Origin of the sequence: Phormidesmis priestleyi ULC007 (assembly GCF_001895925.1) — a bacterium.
In the GTDB taxonomy this organism is placed as follows: Bacteria; Cyanobacteriota; Cyanobacteriia; order Leptolyngbyales; family Leptolyngbyaceae; genus Phormidesmis_A; species Phormidesmis_A priestleyi_A.
The window spans coordinates 37,274-59,494 of record NZ_MPPI01000006.1; the positions used below are offsets into that span (position 1 = coordinate 37,274).

Sequence of the window (22,221 nt, forward strand, 5' to 3'; positions counted from 1 at the left end):
CTCTAAATCAGGAAATTCACACTATTTAATAGTGCTAAACATAATTTTTAGGCACTATGATTAAGTGCTGTAGGCGTTCATTTCCTCATTCTGCAATTCTATGGTTTCTAACTCTTTGCCCTCTCTCAACTCGGCATGGCACACGATCGACCCGGTTCGATCGCTCGATCTTCTGCAAAGCGATCGCAAGATTGGGTTAACCCAACAACAAGTCGATGAGCGGCTGCAAGAATTTGGCACTAACGAACTAGAAGAAGCGGGCGGACGTAGCTCTTGGGAAATCTTAATCGACCAGTTTAAAAACGTGATGCTGCTGCTGCTGATTGGCGTGGCGTTAGTGTCTGGCGCTTTAGACTTATTGGATTTAGTGCAGGGAGTCGGCAAACCGGGAGATATTCCTTTTAAAGACACGATCGCGATTTTGGCGATCGTCGTGCTCAATGGTGCATTAGGCTACTTTCAAGAAAGCCGCGCCGAAAAAGCTCTGGCTGCACTCAAACAACTCTCTTCTCCCAGAGTTCGCATTCTCCGCGATGGCAAAGTGCATGAAATCGACTCAGAACAATTGGTTCCGGGCGATGTGATGATGGTAGAAGCAGGCGTTCAACTCGCTGCCGATGGGCGACTGCTCGAAACTTCAAACCTGCAAATTCGAGAATCTGCCCTGACCGGAGAGGCCCACGCTGTCAATAAACAAGCCGACTTGCATCTGCCCGAAGAGACTTCGCTGGGTGATCGCCTCAACCTAGTCTATCAAGGCACCGAAGTCGTTCAAGGTCGCGGCACTGTAGTAGTGACTAGCACCGGGATGCGAACTGAACTCGGCAAAATTGCCACCATGCTGCAAGCCGTAGAGACTGAGCCAACTCCTCTACAGCAGCGCATGGATCAACTCAGTCAAGCCTTGGTGACCGGGGCGCTGATTCTCGTGGGCGTTGTAGTGATTGGGGGGCTGATTGCCGCTAGAAGCTTTGCCCCGATTCGAGAACTGCTGCAAGTTTCGTTGAGCATGGCAGTTGCCGTCGTGCCAGAAGGCTTGCCTGCGGTGATCACGGTGACACTGGCGATCGGCACTCAGCGAATGGTGCGTCGCAATGCTCTAATCCGCAAACTTCCCGCGGTCGAAACTCTGGGTTCTGTGACCACGATTTGTTCTGACAAAACCGGAACGCTGACCCAAAACAAAATGGTGGTGCAATCGTTTCACACGGCCAGCTTTTCGCCCAGCGTCACCGGAGAAGGCTACGTGCCTGAAGGCAAATTTCTGATTCAAGGTCAGGTTGCTAACCCGACCGATTATCCAGAAGTGCGATCGCTGCTCTTAGCCTGCACGCTCTGCAACGATTCGCTTTTGCAATCAGAAAACGGGCAATGGACAATTTTGGGCGACCCAACTGAAGGCGCACTGCTCGTCGTCGCTGCCAAAGCCGGGTTAGAGCAAGATCAGTGGAATAGCAAATTGCCGCGTGTGTCTGAGATTCCGTTCACGTCAGAGCGGAAACGCATGAGCGTGATCGTTGAAGATGCCGCAAAACTACTGGAATCAGAGACAGGCTTTTTGTCAACGCCTTACTTGATGTTTACAAAAGGGTCGCCAGAGTTGGTTTTAGAGCGCTGCCAGAAGATTCAATATGGCGATCGCATTCAAGGTCTCACCGACGAGCAGCGCACTCAAATTCTAGAGCGCAATAATCAGTTAGCGGCCAGAGGCTTACGAGTTTTAGGGTTTGCATATAAGCCTTTAGATAATGTTCCGCCCGAAGGCTCCGACTCAGCAGAGAATGACTTAATCTGGCTCGGCTTAGTCGATATGCTAGATGCGCCTCGTCTAGAAGTCCGGGATGCCGTCGCTCGTTGTCGCACAGCCGGAATCCGTCCGGTGATGATTACGGGAGATCACCAACTCACCGCTCAAGCGATCGCCGAACATCTGGGCATCTCCAAACCCGGTGACGAAGTGCTGATCGGACGCGACCTCGAAAAAATGGACTTGCCAGAATTAGAACGGCACGTCGATCGGGTCAGCATCTACGCTCGTGTTGCCCCCGAACACAAACTGCGGATCGTGCAGGCGCTCCAGCGTCAAGGCAAAATTGTGGCCATGACGGGCGATGGGGTGAATGATGCTCCCGCCTTAAAACAAGCCGACATTGGCATCGCTATGGGAATTACTGGAACCGATGTCAGCAAAGAAGCCAGCGATATGGTTTTGCTTGACGATAACTTTGCCACGATCGTCGCTGCCACCGAAGAAGGTCGCGTCGTCTACACCAACATTCGCCGCTTTATCAAATATATTCTTGGCTCTAACATTGGCGAAGTGTTGACGATCGCCGCCTCTCCTTTGCTGTTATCCACTGGCGGCGTTCCGCTATCTCCCCTCCAAATTCTTTGGATGAACCTCGTGACCGATGGGTTGCCCGCTCTCGCCTTAGCTGTCGAGCCTGCCGAACCCAATGTGATGAATCGTCCTCCCAATCGCCCTGATGAGAATATCTTTTCTCGCGGTTTGGGTTCATACATGATTCGCATCGGCATCATTCTGGCAGTTTTGACGATCGTTCTGATGGTCGGAGCCTATGACTACACCACTCAAAATTTTGGCAATGGTCTTGATGCCGATCGCTGGAAAACAATGGTGTTCACCACTCTTTGCATCGCTCAAATGGGACACGCGATCGCCATTCGGTCTAATTCAAAACTGACGATCGAGCTAGACCCTCGCACTAATCCCTATGTCTGGGGTGCCGTGATTATCACCACAATTCTGCAACTGCTGTTGATCTACGTCGCCCCGCTGCGGAGCTTCTTTGGCACTCACTATCTCACCTTAAATGAATTAGCGGTGTGCTTTGGCTTTAGCGCCCTGATGTTTGTGTGGATTGAGATGGAAAAGCTGTTTGTGCGCTGGTTTGTCAATCGCCGATAAGACGATTTTAATGCGATGTGCCATTAAGAACTCTCACCCCAAACCCCTTTCCCGCAGGAGAGGGGCTTTCAATTTTGTACGGGCGTAGCATGCCGGGCCCTCATGCAGATCTGTTGCGTCAACCAAATTGGTATTAGTGCATTGCGTTAAAAAAACTTCCTAAAATTGCTTATTTCTCACCTAGCGAAAATCTATCTTGGGGTATACTTTACAAAATCTTAACTCTCTCTTAAGAGGGTTGATAGTACCCATTGGAGATAGAGCCAGTGCAACAAGAAAACAAATACCCGGAACTTGAAAACGATCTCAGTCGATTAACTAGCGCTTTTGCAACTCGCAGCACGACGATCGGCAAAGAGGTGATTGCAAGTCTGAGATGTCGAATGACTCTACGAGACGTAGCTGGAATGGTGCTTGTTAGCCTCGAACGCCTCGTCTGGCAAGATCAATTAGCATTTTGCTGGGCAGTTGAAAACACAGTTCCGGGCTATGTGATGCGAGAGATCAGGAGAATCACCTCCATCACGGTTTATAAACGTCTCATCGATCGCGGCTTAGATCCCGGACAAGACTTTAGCGTCGATGCTAAAGGAAATATTCTGTTTACCGATCGAGCTAAAACCACCGCTTTCAGCTAGGTCAGAAATAGTCACAATGGTGTGAAATCTATCCAGCTTGGGCAACTTATAAGTAGGGTGAGTGACTCATCAGACGCGAGTCCACGCTTCCAATCAAAACACCTTACCGTAGTCACCATGCTGGATTTCACTGTGGCCATCCGCACCTTCAATGGAGCCAAACGCCTTCCCCTGATTCTGGAGCGATTGCGGACGCAGATTCAACTTGAAGCGATCACTTGGGAAGTGCTCGTGGTCGATAACAACAGCGACGACGACACAGCGCAAGTAATTCAAAGCTACCAAAATAACTGGGAACATTGCCCGTTGCGCTATGTGTTTGAACCCCAGCAAGGAGCCTCGATCGCTCGTCGCCGCGCCATTCAAGAAGCCCAGGGTAACCTGATCGGCTTTTTAGATGACGACAATTTGCCCTCCGAAAATTGGGTGGCTGCCGCCGTTGCTTTTGGACAAGCCACCCCCAAAGCTGGGGCATTTGGCAGTCGGATTCACGGTGTTTTTGAAACAGAACCCCCAAAAAACTTTGAGAAAATCTCTCAATATTTAGCAATTAAAGAAAACCCGCGACAGTATTGTTACGACACTTATGAAAAAGGGTTGCCTGCCGGAGCGGGACTCGTCATCCGACGGCAAGCGTGGCTAGAAAGCGTTCCAACTCATCTTGTTCTTCAAGGCCCAACTGGCGATCTGTTACCGACAAAAAGTGAAGAGATCGAAGCCTTGTTTCACATCCGCAAAGCAGGTTGGGAAATTTGGCATCACCCCACGATGCAAATTGAGCATCAAATCCCTGAACGACGCTTAAAAAGAGACTATTTGCTTAGCTTCTTTCGCACATTAGGTCTGAGCCGCTATCGCTTAAGAATGCTCCACTTTTCTCCCTGGCAGCGACCTGGGATGACGATCGTATATTTGGTCAGCGACATCTGCAAGATTGCTAGATTTTTTGCCCGCCATCACAAAATTCTTCAAACTGATGTAGTTACTGCGTGTGAGATGCAGGCTTTAATCGGTAGCCTATTCAGCCCTTTCTATCTTTTTAAAAGGAATTTGTTACTGATCAATCAACCGTTATATCCACTTGCAAAAACGCAACCTTGCCCCTAGTTAATCAGTCTTTCTTAATCATTTAATCGTAAATAATGCTAGACCTTACAGTTGCTATTTGTACCTACAACGGGGCTAATCGGATCCAGCAAGTATTGGAGCGGCTGCACTCGCAGGTCAATTCCAAAAACATTGGTTGGGAAATTATTGTAGTTGACAACAACAGCACTGATCACATCAAGCAAGTCATTGATGATTATCAAAAGAGCCACTTTTCTACAGCAACACTTCGCTATTTATTTGAGCCTCAGCAAGGAGCCGCATTTGCTAGGCTTCGGGCAGTTCAAGAAGCGAAGGGTCATCTCGTTGGCTTTCTCGACGACGACACGCTTCCAGATGAAAATTGGCTTGTCAATGCCTATGAATTTGCTCAAACTCATCCTGATGCAGGAGCTTATGGAGGGCAGATTCATGGCGAATTTGAAACTGAACCTTCGCCAGAATTTAAGCAAGTTGCTATCTTTTTAGCGATCGTCGAACGTGGCTCAACCCCGCATCTTTACACGCGGGTTCTTCCTCCTTCAGCCGGATTAGTGGTGCGGCGGCAGGCTTGGCTAGAGAGCGTTCCTAAGAAACCTTTTTTGACAGGACGCACACCCCACTCAATGCTGTCGAGCGAAGACATTGAAGCGATCGCTCACATTCAAAAAGCGGGCTGGGAAATTTGGTATAACCCGACAATGCAGATTTATCACCAGATTCCAGCATGGCGATTAGAACGCACTTATCTTTTGAACTTAGTGAGAGGAATCGGGTTAGCGAAACATCACATTCGCATGATTCGCCTCGACGTTTGGCAGAGACCCTTTGCGTTTTTGGTTTATTTAATCAACGACTTGATTAAAACAGTTTCTTATTTTATTAAGCACCAGAAATTACTCAAAAAAGATCTATCTACCGCTTGCCAGATGGAGCTATTAACGAGTAGTTTAACTAGCCCGTTCTATCTTTGGAGTCGTCGTTTAAACTCAAAATAATAAAAGGTTTCTAGAGATGAAGTTATTGATTCAGCACAATCACTATAAAGATGAAATCTCAGGTGTTCTAACTTATATTTCTTCAATCCAATCAGAGTTGAACTTGAGAGGTATTGAAACTAAAGTAATTTCCACTACTGAGAATTCGTGGTCACAATGGGTTAGCTCTATCGCTTGGGCTGATCTGATTCACATGAATTCTAATCATTTAGCTTTTGCGTGTTTGTGTAAAATTCTCAATAAAAAGATCGTAATTAAATACCATTATTTGTTCTATGCATCGATTCACTCTACTTATCAGCCGATGTCTTTGTTTCAACGGCTCAGAACAGAGTTTGTTGACTCATTGCCTAAGCCTAACTATCCTTTGAAATGGAAGTTGCACACGATCGTAAAACTAGCAAAATTAGCGACTCGTTTTTTGACCGCTTTGATTGTCGATCGTCACACTGCTTGCAGTCAGTTTTTGGCAGATTCTCACAGCTTTCCTTGGAAAGTTACAACCTTGTACAATCCGATTCAAGTTCAAGATCACGGCTTTCAAGAAACAGTCGATGACCTATCTAAGCCTGATTCATTTGTTTATGTAGGACGACTTAACCCCGATAAAGGAGTTGATTTATTATTAAGGGCCACAAAACTGCTTCAAACCCAAAATAGAGACTTTCGGGTATTAATTATTGGAGACGGCGGAGAAGCAAAGGCACTTCAAGTCTTGGCAACAGAACTAGACATTTCAAATCGGGTTGAATTTTTAGGAAACTGTTCTCAGTCAAAAATTTTGTCGATCGTTCGTTCTGCACTTGCGCTCGTTGCGCCCTCTCGATGGCAAGAACCCGCAGGTTATGTTGTGCTTGAAGCTTCTAGCGTTTCTACTTGCTCGATCGTGGCCAATGTTGGAGGTTTGCCAGAAATGGCAGGGTCGCACACCTTCTTGTTTGAGCAAGAAAACGTTGAAGAATTAGCTGCCGCCATGAAATTTTGTCTAGACCACCCCGAAGAGACGATCGAGCGCGGCAAAGGAGCAAATCAATATGTTAGCGAGAGATTTTCTCCTGCTCAAACGGTTGATCACCTGCTCAAGATTTATCAAGAAATCAGCCCAAATTTCAATGGGCAGAATGAGGGGATGGAATGACTGTAGGGGTAGCGCCCCCGTGCCTACCCCTGAGGTCAGGCAACCACGAAGGGATTGCCCCTACCTTCATCTCGTTATTCAGCAATGCCAATTGCCATTAGATCCGAATCGATAGCAGTGGCATCAGAGCATCGTCACTCAGCAATTCGCTCTTTTGAGATGCGACTTTTGAATCGATCGGCACTACCTGCACCGCACACGCCTTTAATTCTGGCTGCTTTGAGTCGGGGCAACAAGCGGGATGCGTCAACGCATTGGCTTCTGCGTGGCTTGCCCAGAGCGCGCCCCAGTGCATCGGCACAAATAGGGTCCCCGGCGCGATCGCTTTCGTCACTAAAACCGGAAGCCTGACGAAACCACGACGCGATCGCACCTCCACCCATTCGTCATTTTTGACTCCGATCGCAGCCGCATCACGGGGGTGAATCTCAAGAAACGGGTTGGGGTGCATCTTCATGATTTTCTCAATCCGACCCGTGCGCGTCATTGTGTGCCAGTGCCCATAGAGCCGCCCTGTGGTCAATACATAGGGATATCCCTCGTCAGGCGGCTCTGCCAAGCCTCGCGAATGGTAAGCCGCAAATCTTGCTCGCCCATCTGGAGTGTGGAAGCGCAGATCTGTATAGAGACGCTTAGACGGCTGCGGCGTAATCGCAGCAGGCTGAATTGCTGGCTTTTTCTCTTGAAGCTTCTCAACCTCGATTCTTGCGCCTTTTGCCCGTGTACCCTCGGCTTTCAGTTCGGATGGCATATCTTCAGTCTTTCCCGAAAGCGGCCATTGAAGCGGGCCTTCTGCCCGAAGTCGAACGTGACTGATGCCCGACTGATCGCAAGGACGGCCGTGGGTGAGTTGAGCAAACTCACGATAGACTTCGGCAGCGTTATTAAAGGCAAATTCTTTCGTAAAACCGAGGCGACGACCGACTTCGGCAAAGATTGCCCAATCTGCTCTGGCTTGCCCTGGAGGACTGCGGAATTTAGGGCAAAGCGTCACGCGCCGCTCAGAGTTGACCATCACGCCAGATTTTTCGCTCCACTGAGCCGCCGGAAGCAATACATGAGCATAGGCAGCCGTCTCGGTCGGATAATAGGCATCTTGATAGACCGTGAAGGGCGATCGTTTCAGCGCCGCCTTGGTGCGCTCAATATCGGGCATACTTACCGCTGGATTAGTGGCAGCCACCCACAAAACGCCGACTTCTTCCCGCTCTAAACCCGTGATCATCTCCCAGCACGTTAACCCTGGAGTCGCTGAAATCGCGCCCGGTTCGAGTCGCCAAAATTGCTCAACCTCAGCCCGATGAGCTGGATTGTTGACGAGGCGATATCCGGGCAGCAGATGAGATAATCCTCCGGCTTCGCGTCCTCCCATCGCATTGGGCTGACCTGTGAGTGAAAATGGGCCCGCTCCGGGCCTGCCAATTTGCGCGGTCATCAAGTGCAAATTAATCAGCGCTCTAACTTTTGCAGTTCCTTCGCTGGATTGATTTAGCCCCATCGACCACATCGATAAAACCCGCTTTGAGTCACCCCAATACTTCGCGGCCGTTTCTAAATCTTCTTCTGAAATGCCGCAGCGGTGGGCAACGATATCTGGCGAATAGTGCTGAATCACCACCGCAAGATCTGAAAAGTGAGCCGTATGTTCGTCAATAAATGCAGCATCGACCTTGCCCCACTTCAGCAGCAGATGAGCAATGCCGTTAAAGAGATCGATATCCGTTCCGGGCTTGATCGCCAAGTGCAAATCAGCGACTTCAGCCGTGGCAGTGCATCGCGGGTCAATCACCACCAGTTTGACGGTGCGGTCTTGTTTGTGGTGCTTCCGCAACCGATTGAAGAGAATCGGGTGACACTCAGCCAAATTGCTGCCTGCAATGAAAGCGCAATCGGTTTCGTCAAGGTCGTCATAGCAGCAGGGCGGACCATCAGCCCCAAAGCTTTGAATGTAGCCAGAAACCGCAGACGACATACACAATCGAGAATTGGCATCAAAGTTGTTGGTGCCCAGGCAGCCTTTGATCAGTTTTTGAGCGATGTAATAGTCTTCAGTTTGCAACTGACCCGACCCATACATGCAGACAGCATCCGCCCCTTGCGTTGAGCGAACGGTTTGAATTTGATTGGCAACCCGATCGAGGGCTTCATCCCAACTGACTCGTCGAAACGGCTCATCTAACGACTCCCGCATCATCGGAAACTGCAACCGATCTTTGTGCAGTGACTCGGCGATCGTCGCCCCTTTTACGCAGACCATTCCCTGACTAGAGGGGTGATCACGATCGCCGCGCACTTGCCAGATCGGAGTGCCTTGTTTGTCACGATTGGTGGCCTTGCCAGCTTGCGCGGGGGGAAGCGCTTCTAACCCGCAGCCAACTCCACAGTAAGGGCATAAGGTCTTAGTCGAATCAATCATAAGCGTTCCACGACATGAGTACGATCGGAGGAAGCAAGCTTTTCGTAGACTCGCAACTGCTGACAGGGAATCTGAGCCAAAAGGCTCGTGTTCGTCGCTTTGGAGCTATGAATTTCGAGCAGGGCATCGGGCGGAGCTTCAAAGAGCAGGCGTTGTCCTGGAAATATCAAGCGCTCAAAGCATCCGCTTGCGAGATGGGTGATTCGAGCCATCTGAAGCTGACTGGTCGCATTGATGTAATAGCAAAGAACGCGATCGGTGCCATCCGAAGGCGAAGCGGACGAGTGTTGGGTCATACCAAAAGTCCCTTAATGACAGCGCTAGGATTTCCAGCTAAAAATGGGTGTTCTCCTGCTGCTTAGTCCAGATTAGACAGACCACTACTCTTGAGTGGGCACTATTTTTGCTCGTATGCGAGGCTGCTTTCTGTGCGCCCCGATACGGCTTCGGGTTCCTGGGCATAGTCTTCTGCAAAAGAGCCGTTGGGTTCTTTTAAGAAGAAAGCGCACATGGTAGCGCAAATTAACGCCGTGATTCCCATCGTGGCAAACAGGGTTTGAGCGTTGGTCAAGCTATAAACCGTGAGATAAATCACGCCGCCAACATTGCCATAAGCGCCAACGTTGCCCGCAATCTGCCCGGTGATGCTCTTCCTGATCAAGGGCACCATGCCATAGGTTGCGCCACAGCCTGCTTGAGCGAAATAAGCGCCAAAAATCGTGACGGCGATCGCTAGGGGAATTGCCCAACTTTTGTTGATGCCAAAAGCCAGCAAGTAGCCGATGCCGATACCCACTGTGATGATTGTCAGTGTCCATTTGCGGCTGCCGAGTTTGTCAGAGAGCAACCCACCGCTCGGACGCGAGATTAAATTCATGAAGGGGTAAGAGGCGGCAATCATACCCGCAATTACATGCTCTAAGCTAAAGGTCTTCTCAAAAAAGGCGGGCAGCATTGAGACGGCAGCGAGTTCGGAGCCAAAGCTCGCGGCGTAAGCAAACGCTAATAGGGAGACTTGACGAAACTTGTAGCGATCGGCGGCAGCATATTTTTTCTGACCCGTGAGCATTTCTCGATTGACTCGCCAGCCTTGATAGGTTTGGTAAGCGTAGAGGATGCCCAGCAAACCCCAGGTGATCAGCATTCCCGTTTGGTCAAAAAACTTGACTTGCTGTAAGCGCCACGCCAATAAACCAAGAGCAAAGATTAAGCCGAAATTCATCGCGATCATTGCCCAAAAGCTTTTGACACTGGTGACTTCCATGCCACCGCTCTTTCTAGGCTTTCTGTAAACTTTTCCGGTGGGGGTGTCTTGAGCCATGCGGAAATAGACTACGCCGTAAAGGGCAGAGACAATGCCTGTGAGCGCGATCGTCAAGCGCCAATTAGATGCGCCCCCGGCCAGAAATGCGGTGCTGGCAGCGAGCAGAGGCAAACTAAATTCTGCGGCAAACGCGCCAAAGTTGCCCCATCCGCCATAGATGCCTTCTGCCAAGCCAATTTCTTTGGGCGGAAACCACTCCGACACCATGCGGATGCCGACCACAAATCCGGCACCGACGATGCCCATCAACAAACGGCTGATGACTAATTGATTAAAGTCTTGGGAAAATGCTGTTGCAAAGCAGGGCACGATCGAGAAAATCAGCAGTGAGGAAAAAGTGATTCTGGGCCCGAAGCGATCGAGCACCATGCCGATAATGATGCGGGCTGGAATCGTCAACGCCAAATTGCAAATGCCCAGCGTTTTGATTTGGGTGGCATAGTCTAAGCCCAACTCTTTGCCGATCGTAGTAGCAAACGGGGCAAAGTTAAACCAGTTGACAAACGTGAGAAAGAAAGCAAACCAAGTCAAATGAAGAATCTGATAGCGACCCCCAAACGACCACAATTGTTTGAACATGAGTGTTGTAGGAAGGTTAATGGTCTTCTGTAGCAAAGCGACTAAACAGGAAATCTAGAGCCTGGTTCCGCAGGGTGTAATAGTGCGGGTCTTCCATGATCTGAGTGCGGATGCGGGGGCGAGAAAAGGGAATCTCTAAAATCTCGCCAATTTGGGCGGCGGGCCCATTGGTCATCATGACGACGCGATCGGCGAGAAACAGCGCTTCGTCAATGTCGTGTGTGATCATCAGCACGGTGACGCGATGCTCTGTCCAAATTTGCAAGAGTTCTTCCTGCAATTCTTCTTTGGTGATCGCATCGAGTGCGCCAAACGGTTCATCTAAAATCAAGACTTGCGGATAAATGGCTAGAGCGCGGGCGATCGAGACTCGCTGCTTCATTCCACCTGACAATTGACCGGGTTTTTTATTTGCCGCTTCTTCTAAACCGACCATCGCCAGGTGCTTGTGAACGATCTCTTCTTTAGCTTTTTTAGGCTTGTCAGGGTAGACAGAATTGACCGCCAAATAGATATTTTCAAACGCCGTTTTCCAGGGCAGCAGCGAATAGTTTTGGAACACGACCATGCGATCGGGGCCAGGTTCTGTAATCCGTTTTCCCTGAAGACGAACTTCGCCACTAGAGGGCTGACGAAAGCCAGACACCATATCGAGCAGCGTGCTTTTGCCGCAGCCAGAGTGACCGATGACGCAAACAAATTCCCCTTCACTGACGGCAAGATTAACGTCTTCTAAAACGGTATAATCGCCGCTCTTAGTCGGATAAACCTTTGACAAGTTCTCGACGACGAGAAACGAATCGGGCTGAGAAGTTTGAGGAGTAGAATCTTCGCTGATTAATGTCTGCATAGGTGAAGGGTGAGGAATAAGAACTAGGCGGCTTTGACACTCTCGCTGGGCACGTCGAGCAAGACTTCTTCGACGCTGACTTCGTGACCGATCTCCAGAGATTTGAGATAGGCGATCGGGTCGTTGGGGTTAAACACCACGCCATCAAATAGTGTGAAAGAGTTGCGGTTTGGCTCAGTGCCGGGGTAGCCGACTTGTCTCGCCGCTTCGCTATAAAGCTCGACTTGACGGACACGATCGAGAATCTCAATCCAGTTTTTAGGAAAGGCAGGAATGATTTCCCAGCGAGCGAGTTGGGTCAAAATCCACAGTGCGCCGACTCGCTGCGGGCAGTTGGTTTGATCAATGTGGAATTGATTGAAGCGCAGAATAGATTCGGGCTGACGATCGCTCCCATAAACGTAAGGATCGAGAAAACCGGGGCGAATATAGCTCACGTCAGCGCCCACATATTCCGGTTTCGCTAACAGCGTCAGCATGTCTTCACGGTGACGGCGCTCATCGCAATATTCACACGCTTCTAACAAGGCTTTCATCAGAGCGAGGTGCGTTGCAGGATGTTGAGTTGCCCAGTCTTCACGAACGCCTAAAACTTTTTCTGGGTGCCCCGTCCACAGATCATGAGTCGTCGTCAGCACTATGCCCAACCCTTCTTGAACCGCGCGCGAATTCCACGGTTCGCCGACACAGAAACCGTCCAGAGTTCCCGCTTCTAACGCGGCAACCATTTGAGGTGGGGGAACCGTGACGAGATTGACATCGCGATCGGGGTCAATTCCTGCTGATGCCAGCCAATAGCGCAGCAGCAAATTCTGCATTGATGCGGCATGTACAATGCCCAACGTGTGGGTTTCTCCGGGCGTTTGCGTGATGAATTGTTTGAAATCTTCGAGCGAACGAACGCCGCGATCGTAGAGCTTTTTGCTAATCGTGATCGCATCACCATTTCGGGACAACACCATCGCTGTCAGCACGGGCAGCGGAACTTTGCCATTCATGCCGAGGGTCAGTCCTAACGGCATTCCGGCAACCATTTGCGCCGCATCTAGTCGTCCTTCGGTGATGCCTTGCGCGATCGCTTTCCAACTCGGTTCGCGATGCAGCGTTACGTCTTCTAGCCCATGCTTTTGAAAGAAGCCTTTCTCTTTGGCAATGATCAGCGGCGCGCAGTCCGTGAGCGGAATAAAGCCAATATCGAGATTGACTTTTTCTAAACCGTTGCGGGCGATCGCCACTTTGACGGTTTCTTTGACTTTGCGCTTTTTGTCGCGCTTTTGTTGATTGAGAAAATAGATCATCTCATTCCGCAACGCATAATAGCTAGGATGTTTGACGACATCCATACGTCTGCGAGGGCGAGGAATCGGGACTTCGAGAATTTGACCAATGTGAGCGGCCGGGCCGTTGGTAAGCATCACTACCCGATCGGACAGCAGCAGCGCCTCATCAACATCGTGCGTCACCATCAAGCAAGTCACCTGACTTTCTTCGCAGATTCGCATCAGTTGCTCTTGCAGGTTGCCGCGAGTCAGCGCATCTAACGCGCCAAACGGCTCATCGAGCAGCAGCATTTTAGGACGAATGGCCAGCGCACGAGCGATCGCAACTCGCTGTTTCATCCCGCCCGATAGCTCTTTAGGTTTGCGATGTGCCGCAGGTCTTAGCCCGACCAGATCAATGTTTTGTTCGACAATGCCTTTGCGTTCGCCTTTGGGCAAATGGCTCAAGACTTTATCGACTGCCAGCGCGATGTTTTGCTCGACCGTCAGCCAGGGCAACAGCGAATAGTTTTGGAACACCATCATGCGATCGGGCCCCGGACTTGTCACCTGTCGCCCTTCGAGAACAACACCGCCCACGCTGGGCTGATCCAACCCCGCCACAATGCTGAGAAGCGTAGACTTGCCGCAGCCAGAGTGACCGATCAGTGTGACAAATTCACCTTGACGAATCTGCAATTCAATATTTTTGAGGGCAACATAGCTTCCGCCTCCTGTGAGCGGAAACACCTTATCAACGTGGTCAATTTCTAAAAAGACAGACATGGTAAGAGTAGGATGAAGGGTGCAGCGATCGGGCTTGAATCTTGATGCGGACAAACCGAAATCTAGTTTTCCGACACGATCAGCGAACCGAGGTAGTTAACCAGCCGATCGAGTGCCAGACCTACCAAACCGACATACAGCACTGCGATAATAATTTGGCTCATGCTGTTTTCGTTGCCTGCGTTGTAGGCATCCCAGATAAAAAAGCCAATGCCGCCTTCTGCTTTCAGCATTTCTGCGGCGACGATCGCCAACCACGCTAACCCGATGCCGATCCGCAATCCGCCAAACACGTAGGGAACCGTGGACGGCACCAAAATGTTGAAGAAGTATTCTTTACCCGACAGGCGCAACACTTTGGCCACGTTGTTATAGTCTTGAGGAATTTGTTGAACGCCTAACGCAGTGTTGATCACGATCGGCCAGATTGCCGTAATGAAAATTACAAACAACGCTGCCGGGGTGCTGTCTTGAAAAATGCCGAGCGACAGCGGCAACCACGCCAGAGGTGGAACCGTCCGCAACACTTGAATCATCGGGTCAAGACCGCGCCGCATAAACTGGCTCATGCCAATTAGGACACCGAGCGAAATGCCGACGATCGCTGCCAGCGAATAGCCAACCATGACTCGCTGCAAACTAATCCAAATCTGCAACCCTAACCCTTTAGACGTGCCGCCGTCGTCATAAAACGGGTTGAGGATCAATTCATACGTTTGCTTTAACACTGTAATCGGGCCGGGCATCTTGGTCTCCGGTGAGAGACACAGCAGTTGCCAAATCACCAGCACGACTGCTGTACAGACGATCGGAGGAATTAACTGCTTTGCAAACTTTTGAAGAGTTTCTAGCAATGCAGAAGACGAATCTGAGCGAAGGGAAGGAGTAACAGTCATAGGGGAATCTTTGAAAAGACGGTTGCAGAGGGTTCAGATTACAAATTCTTTGGTTGGGGGGCACAGATGCCATGCCCCCAATGCTTAATGCTTTGAGAAAAAGACGCAGCTACGCTTTCTTGATTTTGAGACCACCGAGATAAGCTGCTGTATCAGCCGCATCAAACTTGGTGCCATCAAAGAAGGTTTCGACCCCGCGCGACGAGTCTTTGGGAATCGCGGCTGTTTGCCCGATCGCTTTCGCGGCCGCTTGCCATAGGTCTTCACGGTTCACTTTGTCTACCATCTCTTTGACGTTGGTGTCAGCCGCAAACCGACCCCAGCGCATGTTTTCAGTGATGAACCAGGCATCGTGATTCTTAAACGGATAAGATGCCCCATCACGCCAGAATTTCATCAGCAACTCGCTGTTTTGCAGAGTGCGACCATTGCCAAAATCAAAGTTGCCTTTGGCTCGATCGATGATGTCTTTTACCGGAGCTTTCACATACTTATCAGACGACAGAATCTCGCACATCTCTTGCTTGTTCTCGTCTTTGTCACACCAGACTTGGGCCTCTTGAATCGCCATCAGCAGCGCCTTTGCAGCCTTGGGGTTTTTATCGACCCAATCTGCCCGCATTGAGAACGCTTTTTCGGGATGCCCCTTCCATAGTTCGCCTGTCGTAACTGCGGTGTAACCCAGTTTTTTGTTGATCAGACGAGCGTTCCAGGGTTCACCCACACAGAACGCATCCATCGTTTTGGTTTCCATGTTGGCAACCATTTGAGGCGGCGGAATCACCACGATGTCCACGTCTTTTTCGGGGTCGATGCCACCTGCCGCTAACCAATAGCGCATCCACAAATCGTGAGTGCCACCGGGGAAAGTGACAGCCGCTTTAAATTTCTTGCCAGCCGCCTTTGCCGCATCGATTTTTGCCTTGAGCAAAGAGCTATCTGTCGCGACTTTCAGGTCTGCATAGTCGTTAGACAGTGAGATGCCCTGCCCGTCTGTGTTGAGGCGCGCCAGAATATACATTGGCAATGGCGTGTTGCCCTTGGTAATCTTGCCTGCTGACATCAGGTAAGGCATGGGGGTGAGAATGTGGGCACCATCAATGCCGCCTCTGTCAGAACCAAGCTCTAAGTTGTCGCGAGTCACTGCCCAAGAAGTCTGCTTAGTGACTGAGACATCTTTCATCCCATACTTCTCGAAATAGCCTTTTTCTTTGGCAATCACCAACGGCGCGCAATCGGTCAGGGCGATAAATCCGAGTTTGGCAGTGGTCACTTCTGGAGCGTCAGCCGTGCCAGAATTCACAGCCGGAACCGCGCTCGGAGAGGCACTTCCACCAGTTGCAGATTTAGGGCTACTACAACCGTGAACAAGTAGCGTCCCGGCAGCGGTTGCGCCTGCGGTGATGATGAATTTCCGTCTTGAAAGATTGCTCATTAATCCTATTCCAATGATTTCGCTGGGTTTGGGGTTGCAAGGGGGAACTTGCAGCGTGTGTGAGGAGGAACAGTGTAAATGGGCAGCAATTAGCGTTTAACTGCCCTGTGTTTAACTGTCCGGGTAGCGATGCGCTCAGGCATCGATCGAGACATCACCCACCGGATGAGCGATGCACGTCAGAATCGTTCTGGCAGCGCGATCGTCATCATCTAGTGCATCGGGTTCGCCGTCATAGCGAATTTCACCTGCAAGCAGCGTTTGCTTACAAGTGCCACAGTTTCCCGATCGACAACTGCTGTCGAGTTCGACTCCTGCCTGTTCTGCAATCTCTAAAATCGAGCCACCTTCAGTTGAGGTGATTTCTTGACCAGATTTTGCAAACTTGACGGTGGCAGGGGCAGCGATCGCAGGGGCAGAAACCTGCGACGGCTGAGAAAACTGAAGGCTGGTCGGCAATTCGTCATCAACGGTGACTTCAATCTGAGAAGACTGGGCGATCGGCATCTCGGCTTTGAGATGGGCACCAAACTGCTCAACCAAAATGTCTCGCAGAATCGGCTTAAGATCCTCACAGGGAATGCCTTTTCGTACACAGGTGCCCAGATGAGCGTCTTTGCCCACTGTGCCACCCATATAGAGGTCTACGCCTTCCAACGTGCGCCCGTCTTTGCGGACTTTAGTGCCCATCAAGCCAATGTCAGCAACTTGAGGTTGACCGCAAGAATTGGGGCACCCCGTCCAGTGAATGCGAACGGGACGATCGCACGACAGTTCGGCTTCGAGTTCTTTAATCAAAGCAACGGCGCGATTTTTGGTTTCAATCAACGCAAAGTTGCAGAACTGGGAGCCAGTGCAAGACACGAGCGCACGAGAAAGATTGTTGGGCTGGTGGGAGAACCGCTCGACGATCGCTTCGTCGAGCAATGCCGAGAGTCGAGAGTCGGGCACGTTGGGCACGATAAAATTTTGCTCAACCGTGAGGCGAATTTCTCCACTTCCATAGACTTCAGCGAGTCGCGCCAGGTCAAACAGATCTTGAGCAAACAGCCGACCCACCGGAACGTGTAGCCCTACATAATTCAAACCGGGTTGCTTTTGGGCATAAACGCCGATGTGATCGCGTTTGTCCCAGAGAATCTCGTCTTTAAGCGCCGCCCTTTGCAGCGAGTGCCCGATGTGTTGCTCAACTTCAGAGCGAAATTTCTCAATGCCCCATTCGTCGATCAGCCACATCAGACGAGATTTTTGACGGTTGGCACGCAGCCCATGATTGCGATAAACCGTGAGAATCGATTCACACATCCCCACTACATCGTCGGGTGTTACCCACACATCCATCGGCACTGCCGCTTCGCATCGCTTTGCAGAGAAGAAACCACCGACTAGGACATTGAAGCCAAATACGCTGTTTTGATAAGCCGGAACAAAGGCAATATCATTAATTTCAGCGTGAACGGAGTTGTCTCGACATCCGGCGATCGCGATATTAAACTTGCGAGGCAGATTGGTAAATTCAGGATTGCCCTGACCATGATTGGTGATCATGTCCTGCACCTGAATTGCTAACTCCCGCGTGTCAAACAATTCGTCGCCATCAATCCCGGCGACAGGCGACCCCGTAATATTGCGGACGTTATCCATTCCCGACTGAACGCTGGTCAGGCCTGCATTTTCAAATCGGTTAAAGATGTCAGGCACATCTTCGATGCGAATGCCGCGCAGTTGAAAGTTTTGCCGAGTCGTGATGTCGGCGTAACCCTCTTCGCCATAGCGCTGCACAATTTCTGCCAAAATTCGCGTTTGGGCGCTGGTGATAATGCCGTTGGGCAATCGCATCCGCAGCATAAACCTGCCAGGAGTCACCGGACGGAAGAAAACCCCCAGCCACTTCAGGCGATGGTCACGATCGGTTTCATCCATCGCTTCCCAGCCGATTTGAGCAAAATGATCCAATTCAGCCTTCACCGCAAGCCCATCTTTCTCTGCTTTCAATTTTTCAAACTTATTGAGAGTTACGGCTGATGAAAGGGTGTCTGTCATGGTGAATCTTGTTGATAAAGGGTGTCCGAACCGAACACGGGCGATCGAGAAACTAATTTCTGGCAAAGCTGTCAAACGCTTGAGTTGACGCTGCGTTGTCTTTGTGCTGATGAAGCCAAGGTAGGCGAGATCACAATGACAATTCGTATAGTTGGTTACCAAATGTTTCTAATTATGAAGTTCACGCATCATTGCAATGCGATTTCAGCATTTATCAGGAGGATTTTCTAGACATTTGCATCTGCTGTTAGGATGAGTCGTTACTACGCTGCCTCAGTTGAGAGAACACTATGAATCGTCGATCGTTTTTGTCTTGGTTTGGGTTGGGTTGGGCGGTCAGCCGATTGCCTGTTGCGTTAACAGCCATCGCTTCAGGGTTGGCTGCTTGCTCTAAAAGTTCTGATTCGGCGGTGCAACCGAGTGCCGATAGCAAAGCTGCAAGCAGTGATGGCTTTCAGACGATCGGGTCGCTGGCTGATTTAGATAAAAATGGCCAAATTTTAAGTGAGAAGTCGGTGATCGGTCCGGTGTTGATAATTCGCAATCCGACTACACCGACCGCAGTGGTGGCGGTCAATCCGACGTGTACCCATCAAGGGTGTTTGGTAGCTTGGAAAAGTGAGCGCAAGTCGTTTGCGTGCCCTTGTCACAATTCCACTTTTACGGCGGAGGGAGCGGTGATCGAAGGCCCGGCGCGAAAGGCATTGGGGACTTATATCGCAAAAATTGAAGGGAATTCAGTCTTGGTGAAAAAGGGTTAATGCGGCTTTTACTTTTGGTAGATGAACGATCGCGATCTCTGATCCACCGTTAAGTAATCACGATTTGGATTGGAGATTTGACCATGACTACTGCAACCAATCAAGACACTCTCGCCCTCAGCAATCTTGAATATGATCTGCTCACGGCTCTGCAAAACAAAGCAGAAGCCGTCAAAGCCTACGATACCTACATTAAAGATGCTGAAGAGATGAGTTCTCAGCCCTGTGTAGAGCTGTTTCGCAAGTTGAAAGCCGATGACACGAAAACGGCTCAAGAACTTCGTCACCACCTGCAAGAAGTGATGCAAAAAGGCAAAATGTAATGCAAAAATTCAGAGCGATTTGATTGACCCGTAGGGACATGGCATGTCGTGTCCTTCCGCCAGCGTTTAAGCGATCGCAACCGTTTTCAAAATTGGTATTAAAGCGATCGGGCACCTTCTAGCGGTGCCTTTTTTGTCACAATAAATTCTCTAAAACTTTGAGTGTTGGCGGCTGACCTGGAATGTGGAAGCTAAAATCAAGCATATTCCACAACCCTGTGGGTCATCCGCAAAAGAACCGTGCAATCAAATTATCTCGAAACGTTGCAGCAAGCCCAAACCGCCGCAGCTCATCAAGACTGGGCATTGCTCAATCACTATTTGCAACAATTGCTAGGCGAAGAGTCATCAGCCTCGCCTACCGCAGATCCATTTCTCTTGTTAAATTTGGCATTACAGAGTCTAGAGTCAGGAGATTTTCAAGACCGATGGAATGTCGCTAAACTCTTTCCGAGCTTTGCCGAAGCCGCGATCGCCCCACTTCTCGATCTTCTGCAAAACCAAGACGCTGACTCAGAAGCTCAGTGGTTTGCGATTCGGATTCTGGGCGGATTTAACCATCCCCAAGTTGTCACAGCATTAGTCGATCTGCTCAAAACATCCACTAACGAAGAACTGAATGGGATGACAGTTACCGCCCTCGCTAATCTGGGCAGCGGCACGATCGAAATTCTCGCCGAGTTGCTCAACCAAGACAACACGCGACGATTAGCCACTCAAACCCTGGCTCAAATTCGTCGCCCCGAAACGGTGCCCTTGTTGGAAAAAGTCGTTAACGATGAAGATGCTCAGGTGCGGGCACTGGCGATCGAAGCTCTCAGCAGCTTTCACAATCCAGAAATTTCAAGACTTTTGATCCAGGCATTAAAAGATCCCGCCGTGCTGGTCAGACGAGCCGCCGTAACCGGGCTGGGCTTCTGCGGTGCTGACCTAGCGGCATTAGATCTGGTTTCTCATTTGCATCCACTCTTGCTAGATTTGAACTTAGAAGTTTGCCGACAAACCGCGATCGCCCTTGGTCGGCTGGGCACCCTATCGGCAACCAATGCCCTGTTTGAAAGCCTGCAATCACTCCACACTCCAGAGTTTTTGGCGATCGAGCTAATCAGAGCCTTGGGCTGGATCGGCACCTCAGAAGCACTGCATTGTTTAGAGCGATCGCTGATTCAACTTCCCTTAGCGGAGTCAGTTCGTCAAGAAATCTTGACTGTATTAGGACGAGTCGATCAGCCTGAGCAAAAACGGCAAGCGACCCAAATTTTGCTCGATTTGCTGCAACAAGAAGGCACGTTTGCTCGATCAGCCTCAGCGCGGCAAGCGATCGCCCTTACCCTCGGCCAACTTGGTGATCTTGCCGCACTCGATTCTCTAATCAATCTCCTTGCCGATCCCAATGTCAGCGTCAGATTGCATGTGATTTCTGCCCTCAAAACCCTCGCGCCTGATTCTGCTCACCAACGCTTAGAGCAACTGTCTGAGAGTGAAAATTCCGGTTCAGAATTGGGGCGAGGCGTGGCGATCGCGCTTCAAGAATGGCAGTTGTGAAAAGTTTTAAGTCTAGAATTCATCACTTAGGAACGAGAATTAAATGATGTCGATTACTTGCAAGGTCAATGGTTACGGCAATGCCATGCTCGTACGTAAATCTGCATATTACATTTAATTCACAGTTCTCAAACGGTCTTTGCCCTCAACCTGTATCAACTCTTACCAAATTTTTTGATCAAATTCGTTAAGGTCACTAATAAGTGTCATCTTCAATACAAATCCATGCGTCTAGAGCAGTTGCAGGCATTTCTCGCCGTTGCAGAAACTGGGAGCTTTCAACAAGCCGCCCGCCACTGTAATGTGACGCAATCTACCATCAGTCGCCAAATTCAAGGACTCGAAGCAGAAGTCGGGCTGCCGCTGCTGCATCGATCGGCTCAAGCAAAGCTGACCATTGCGGGCGATCGCTTCTTGCCCCACGCTCGCAAAATCTGGAACGAATGGGGCATCGCCACCCAAGAGTTAGCAGACCTGCTAGACGGCAAACAGCCAGAGCTTTGTGTTGCGGCAATTCACTCCGTTTGCGCGTTTCACTTGCCACCTGTGCTGCAACGTTTTTGCCAAGAACACCCAGAAGTGCAACTGCGGGTGACCTCGTTAGGCAGCGATCGGGCCCTCAAAGTTCTCAAAGATGGGCTGGTAGATATCGCGATCGTCATGAATAACCGTTTTTTGACCGCTAATCCTGAGATGGTTGTTGATGTCCTATACGACGAGCCTGTCAAAGTGTTAATGGCAGCAAACCACCCGCTCACCCAATATACCGAGGTGCCCTGGACGGAGTTAGTCCGCTATCCGCAAGTTGTCTTTAAAGATGGATATGGAATGCAGCGACTTGTACAAGAACAGTTTCAGCGTCAGGGTGTGGCCTTAAATGCCGTGCTAGAACTCAATACCCTAGATGCTTTTCGAGGCATTGTCCGTCAAGGTGAACTGATCGCTCTATTGCCTCAAGGCGCGATTCACGATGTCCATCTCGATCCGACCTTAGCGTCGAGAGCAACGGCTGACCCGACCCTGATTCGTCAAGTAGTGCTGGTGACTACCCACGATCGGTTACAAATTCCCCCGATTCAACGCTTTCGATCGCTCGTCCATGAGCTAATGCGTCAGCCCATTGCTCTAGTAGGTAGCCCCTTATCTTTACCTGTCATGCCAAAGCCCGTCGCTTCGCAAATCGTGGGACGATAAGCGTCTGCAATGAAATTCTTA

At 50.1% G+C, this 22,221-nt stretch carries 17 protein-coding genes; 9 read left to right on the forward strand and 8 right to left on the reverse strand.

The features are described from left to right. Positions 1 to 100 precede the first annotated feature (100 nt). The 5 genes from BRW63_RS07135 (at position 101) to BRW63_RS07155 (ending at position 6,789) form a co-directional block, all read left to right on the forward strand. Positions 101 to 2,929 carry a cation-translocating P-type ATPase gene (locus BRW63_RS07135; protein WP_073070218.1) on the forward strand — a complete coding sequence of 943 codons (2,829 nt, stop codon included), beginning with the start codon at positions 101 to 103 and terminating at the stop codon, positions 2,927 to 2,929. A gap of 266 nt (positions 2,930 to 3,195) precedes the next feature. Further along, a complete protein-coding gene (locus BRW63_RS07140; protein WP_073070219.1) occupies positions 3,196 to 3,567 on the forward strand; it encodes a hypothetical protein in 372 nt (123 codons plus the stop codon). A gap of 117 nt (positions 3,568 to 3,684) precedes the next feature. Further along, positions 3,685 to 4,674: a hormogonium polysaccharide biosynthesis glycosyltransferase HpsE gene (hpsE, locus tag BRW63_RS07145; RefSeq protein ID WP_073070220.1), complete on the forward strand. Its 990-nt coding sequence runs from the start codon at positions 3,685 to 3,687 to the stop codon at positions 4,672 to 4,674. Between the two features lie 35 nt (positions 4,675 to 4,709). Further along, positions 4,710 to 5,651 carry a hormogonium polysaccharide biosynthesis glycosyltransferase HpsE gene (hpsE, locus tag BRW63_RS07150; protein WP_073070221.1) on the forward strand — a complete coding sequence of 314 codons (942 nt, stop codon included), beginning with the start codon at positions 4,710 to 4,712 and terminating at the stop codon, positions 5,649 to 5,651. Between the two features lie 304 nt (positions 5,652 to 5,955). Beyond that, positions 5,956 to 6,789, forward strand: coding sequence for a glycosyltransferase family 4 protein (locus BRW63_RS07155; protein ID WP_223257317.1), 834 nt, complete (start codon positions 5,956 to 5,958; stop codon positions 6,787 to 6,789). A 97-nt stretch (positions 6,790 to 6,886) separates the two neighbouring features. Here BRW63_RS07155 and BRW63_RS07160 read toward each other — a convergent pair whose 3' ends face one another. The 8 genes from BRW63_RS07160 to BRW63_RS07195 form a co-directional block, all read right to left on the reverse strand. Further along, positions 6,887 to 9,205: a molybdopterin oxidoreductase family protein gene (locus BRW63_RS07160; RefSeq protein ID WP_073070223.1), complete on the reverse strand. Its 2,319-nt coding sequence runs from the start codon at positions 9,203 to 9,205 to the stop codon at positions 6,887 to 6,889. After that, positions 9,202 to 9,501: a DUF1830 domain-containing protein gene (locus tag BRW63_RS07165; RefSeq protein WP_073070224.1), complete on the reverse strand. Its 300-nt coding sequence runs from the start codon at positions 9,499 to 9,501 to the stop codon at positions 9,202 to 9,204. Before BRW63_RS07165 ends, BRW63_RS07160 begins: the two co-directional genes overlap by 4 nt. A gap of 101 nt (positions 9,502 to 9,602) precedes the next feature. Continuing rightward, positions 9,603 to 11,108, reverse strand: a complete 1,506-nt coding sequence (locus BRW63_RS07170; protein ID WP_073070225.1) for a NarK family nitrate/nitrite MFS transporter — start codon at positions 11,106 to 11,108, stop codon at positions 9,603 to 9,605. Between the two features lie 16 nt (positions 11,109 to 11,124). Further along, positions 11,125 to 11,958, reverse strand: coding sequence for a nitrate ABC transporter ATP-binding protein (locus tag BRW63_RS07175; RefSeq protein WP_073070226.1), 834 nt, complete (start codon positions 11,956 to 11,958; stop codon positions 11,125 to 11,127). Between the two features lie 23 nt (positions 11,959 to 11,981). Continuing rightward, entirely contained in the window at positions 11,982 to 14,003 is a 2,022-nt protein-coding gene (locus BRW63_RS07180) for an ABC transporter ATP-binding/substrate-binding protein (protein WP_073070227.1), read from the reverse strand. Positions 14,004 to 14,065: 62 nt separating this feature from the next. After that, positions 14,066 to 14,899: a nitrate ABC transporter permease gene (ntrB, locus tag BRW63_RS07185; protein WP_073070228.1), complete on the reverse strand. Its 834-nt coding sequence runs from the start codon at positions 14,897 to 14,899 to the stop codon at positions 14,066 to 14,068. 109 nt (positions 14,900 to 15,008) lie between these two features. Continuing rightward, the gene (locus BRW63_RS07190) at positions 15,009 to 16,334 is read right to left on the reverse strand and encodes a CmpA/NrtA family ABC transporter substrate-binding protein (protein ID WP_073070229.1); all 1,326 of its coding nucleotides are present in this window, start codon (positions 16,332 to 16,334) and stop codon (positions 15,009 to 15,011) included. Between the two features lie 135 nt (positions 16,335 to 16,469). Continuing rightward, positions 16,470 to 18,377 (reverse strand): ferredoxin--nitrite reductase, encoded by a 1,908-nt coding sequence (locus BRW63_RS07195; protein ID WP_073070230.1) that lies wholly within the window; start codon positions 18,375 to 18,377, stop codon positions 16,470 to 16,472. A 290-nt stretch (positions 18,378 to 18,667) separates the two neighbouring features. Here BRW63_RS07195 and BRW63_RS07200 point away from each other — a divergent pair, with 290 nt between their 5' ends. The 4 genes from BRW63_RS07200 to BRW63_RS07215 all read left to right on the forward strand — a co-directional run bounded on the left by BRW63_RS07200 (position 18,668) and on the right by BRW63_RS07215 (position 22,200). Continuing rightward, positions 18,668 to 19,138 carry a QcrA and Rieske domain-containing protein gene (locus BRW63_RS07200; RefSeq protein ID WP_073070231.1) on the forward strand — a complete coding sequence of 157 codons (471 nt, stop codon included), beginning with the start codon at positions 18,668 to 18,670 and terminating at the stop codon, positions 19,136 to 19,138. Between the two features lie 83 nt (positions 19,139 to 19,221). Then, complete coding sequence (locus BRW63_RS07205) at positions 19,222 to 19,461, forward strand: hypothetical protein (RefSeq protein ID WP_073070232.1); 240 nt, start codon at positions 19,222 to 19,224, stop codon at positions 19,459 to 19,461. A gap of 240 nt (positions 19,462 to 19,701) precedes the next feature. After that, positions 19,702 to 21,006 carry a HEAT repeat domain-containing protein gene (locus BRW63_RS07210; RefSeq protein ID WP_073070233.1) on the forward strand — a complete coding sequence of 435 codons (1,305 nt, stop codon included), beginning with the start codon at positions 19,702 to 19,704 and terminating at the stop codon, positions 21,004 to 21,006. A gap of 225 nt (positions 21,007 to 21,231) precedes the next feature. Then, the gene (locus BRW63_RS07215) at positions 21,232 to 22,200 is read left to right on the forward strand and encodes a LysR family transcriptional regulator (RefSeq protein WP_073070234.1); all 969 of its coding nucleotides are present in this window, start codon (positions 21,232 to 21,234) and stop codon (positions 22,198 to 22,200) included. Positions 22,201 to 22,221: the final 21 nt, after the last annotated feature.

Bases quoted from the DNA above. Each gene is read 5' to 3' on its own strand.
- BRW63_RS07135 (WP_073070218.1), top strand. From the start codon at position 101: ATGGTTTCTAACTCTTTGCCCTCTCTCAACTCGGCATGGCACACGATC.
- hpsE (WP_073070220.1), top strand. From the start codon at position 3,685: ATGCTGGATTTCACTGTGGCCATCCGCACCTTCAATGGAGCCAAACGC.
- hpsE (WP_073070221.1), top strand. From the start codon at position 4,710: ATGCTAGACCTTACAGTTGCTATTTGTACCTACAACGGGGCTAATCGG.
- BRW63_RS07155 (WP_223257317.1), top strand. From the start codon at position 5,956: ATGTCTTTGTTTCAACGGCTCAGAACAGAGTTTGTTGACTCATTGCCT.
- BRW63_RS07160 (WP_073070223.1), bottom strand. From the start codon at position 9,205: ATGATTGATTCGACTAAGACCTTATGCCCTTACTGTGGAGTTGGCTGC.
- BRW63_RS07165 (WP_073070224.1), bottom strand. From the start codon at position 9,501: ATGACCCAACACTCGTCCGCTTCGCCTTCGGATGGCACCGATCGCGTT.
- BRW63_RS07170 (WP_073070225.1), bottom strand. From the start codon at position 11,108: ATGTTCAAACAATTGTGGTCGTTTGGGGGTCGCTATCAGATTCTTCAT.
- BRW63_RS07175 (WP_073070226.1), bottom strand. From the start codon at position 11,958: ATGCAGACATTAATCAGCGAAGATTCTACTCCTCAAACTTCTCAGCCC.
- BRW63_RS07180 (WP_073070227.1), bottom strand. From the start codon at position 14,003: ATGTCTGTCTTTTTAGAAATTGACCACGTTGATAAGGTGTTTCCGCTC.
- ntrB (WP_073070228.1), bottom strand. From the start codon at position 14,899: ATGACTGTTACTCCTTCCCTTCGCTCAGATTCGTCTTCTGCATTGCTA.
- BRW63_RS07190 (WP_073070229.1), bottom strand. From the start codon at position 16,334: ATGAGCAATCTTTCAAGACGGAAATTCATCATCACCGCAGGCGCAACC.
- BRW63_RS07195 (WP_073070230.1), bottom strand. From the start codon at position 18,377: ATGACAGACACCCTTTCATCAGCCGTAACTCTCAATAAGTTTGAAAAA.
- BRW63_RS07200 (WP_073070231.1), top strand. From the start codon at position 18,668: ATGAATCGTCGATCGTTTTTGTCTTGGTTTGGGTTGGGTTGGGCGGTC.
- BRW63_RS07205 (WP_073070232.1), top strand. From the start codon at position 19,222: ATGACTACTGCAACCAATCAAGACACTCTCGCCCTCAGCAATCTTGAA.
- BRW63_RS07215 (WP_073070234.1), top strand. From the start codon at position 21,232: ATGCGTCTAGAGCAGTTGCAGGCATTTCTCGCCGTTGCAGAAACTGGG.